This window comes from Nocardia carnea, assembly GCF_029869215.1.
In the GTDB taxonomy this organism is placed as follows: domain Bacteria; phylum Actinomycetota; class Actinomycetes; order Mycobacteriales; family Mycobacteriaceae; genus Nocardia; species Nocardia carnea_B.
Genome location: NZ_JARWPM010000411.1, coordinates 1 through 2,215, shown reverse-complemented (window position 1 = coordinate 2,215; position 2,215 = coordinate 1). Strand labels below are relative to the sequence as shown.

At 72.3% G+C, this 2,215-nt stretch carries 1 protein-coding gene; it reads right to left on the bottom strand.

The genetic code is table 11. From position 1 onward, the window contains the following. A partial coding sequence (locus tag QH276_RS29870) for a type I polyketide synthase (protein ID WP_280406977.1) occupies positions 1–2,144 on the bottom strand: 2,144 nt, incomplete at its 3' end. Positions 2,145–2,215: the final 71 nt, after the last annotated feature.

Below are 2,215 nucleotides of genomic sequence, written 5' to 3'. Positions count from 1 at the left end.
GGATATGGTGCTCGGGCATTCGATCGGGGAGGTCGCGGCCGCCCATGTGGCCGGGGTGCTGTCGCTGCCGGACGCGGGGCGGGGGGTGGGGGCCCCCCGCCGGGGGGTGGGGGGGCAGCCCCCCCGCGGCGCCCTGGTGGGCGGGGCGGGCGCTGCCGGGGGGATAGCGGGCCAGCCGGGCGGCGGCCCCCCCCCCCCCCCCCCGCGTCCGGCAGCGACAGCACCCCGGCCACATGGGCGGCCGCGACCTCCCCGATCGAATGCCCGAGCACCATATCCGGTTCGGCGCCCCATGATTCGAGCAGGCGGAAGAGCCCCACGCCGAGGGCGAACAGCGCGGGTTGTGTGTTCTCGGTAGCGTCCAGGTCGGTGCCGGGGTGGAACAACCACGCGGGATCACAGATCTCACGCACCATCTCGGCGAATACCGGGAACGCGTCGTACAGGTCGCGGCCCATGGCCGCGTATTGCGCCCCCTGTCCGGGGAAGACGAATACGGTCTTCCCGGCAACAAGCGCATCGTTGCCGGGCCCGGTCAGTCCGGCGGCCAATTCCGCCCGATTCTCGCCCAATGCCACGGCGCGATGCCCGAACACCGAACGCTTCGCCAAGGACAACCCGATATCCGCCACCGGCACGTCGGGATGATCACCCACCCAGCACCGCAGTCGCTCGATCTGCGCTGTCAGTGCCTGCGCCGACCGCGCCGACACGATCCAGGGCACCAGCGGCAATCCGGCCGGACTCGGGCCGGGCCGCGTATCGGTGGTGTCCGCGTGCCCGGTCCCGGACGAGACCGGAACGGATTCCCCGGCCCGGGGGGCCGTTCCCGGCGGCGCTTCTTCGAGGATCACATGAGCGTTCGTCCCACTGATCCCGAACGACGACACCCCCGCCCGCCGCGGCACACCCGCAACCGGCCACTCCCGGGACTCCGTCAACAACGACACCGCCCCCGACGACCACTCCACATGCGGACTCGGCACCTCCGCATGCAACGTCCGCGGCAACACACCGTGCCGCATCGCCTCCACCATCTTGATCACACCCGCCACACCCGCAGCCGCCTGCGAATGCCCGATGTTCGACTTCACCGACCCCAGCCACAACGGCCGGTCCCCGGCACGATCGCGCCCATAGGTCGCCAACAGCGCCTGCGCCTCGATCGGATCACCCAGCGTGGTGCCGGTCCCGTGGGCCTCCACCGCGTCCACCTCCGCGGCCGACAACCCCGCGCCGGCCAGTGCCGCCCGGATCACCCGCTCCTGGGAGGGTCCGTTGGGTGCGGTCAAACCGTTCGACGCGCCGTCCTGATTCACCGCCGAACCCCGCACCACCGCCAAGACCTCGTGCCCGAGCCGCCGCGCGTCCGACAACCGTTCGACCACCAGCACGCCCGCGCCCTCGGCCCACCCCACACCATCGGCGCCGGCGCCGAACGATTTACACCGCCCGTCCGGCGACAACCCCCGCTGCCGCGAGAACTCCACGAACACCGTCGGTGTCGCCATCACGGTCACACCGCCCACCAGCGCCAGCCCACAGTCACCGGCGCGCAAGGCCTGGCACGCCTGATGAATCGCCACCAGCGAGGACGAGCACGCCGTATCCACCGACACCGCCGGGCCTTCCAGCCCCAGCGTGTAGGCGATACGACCGGAGACGACGCTGCCGCCGGGCATGGGCACGCCGTAGTCGTGATACATCACCCCGGCGTAGACACCGGTATCGCTGCCGCGCAACGACATCGGATCGATACCGGCGTCCTCCAGCGCCTCCCAGGCCACCTCGAGCAAGAGCCGCTGCTGCGGGTCGATCGCCAAGGCTTCGCGCGGACTGATACCGAAGAACTCCGCGTCGAAACCGGCCGCGTCGTACAGGAATCCGCCCGAACGGGTGACCGACTTACCGGCCGCGTCCGGATCCGGATCGTAGATCTCCGGGTCCCACCCCCGGTCGTCCGGGAATTCGCCGACGGCGTCGCGCCCCTCGGCGACCAGATCCCACAGCTCCGCCCGCGAGGTCACCCCGCCCGGATACCGGCACCCCATCCCCACGATCGCGATCGGCTCGGCTGATCCGGCCCGCTCCCGTACCGGAGCCCGCCGCGGCGTCGGCGGCGTGTCCTCGAGCTGTGCGGCCACGCCGCGCGCCCCCCCGCCCCGCGCGCTAACCCGGCCCCCGGACCCGGCCGGCGCGCCCGGCAGCGCGGCGA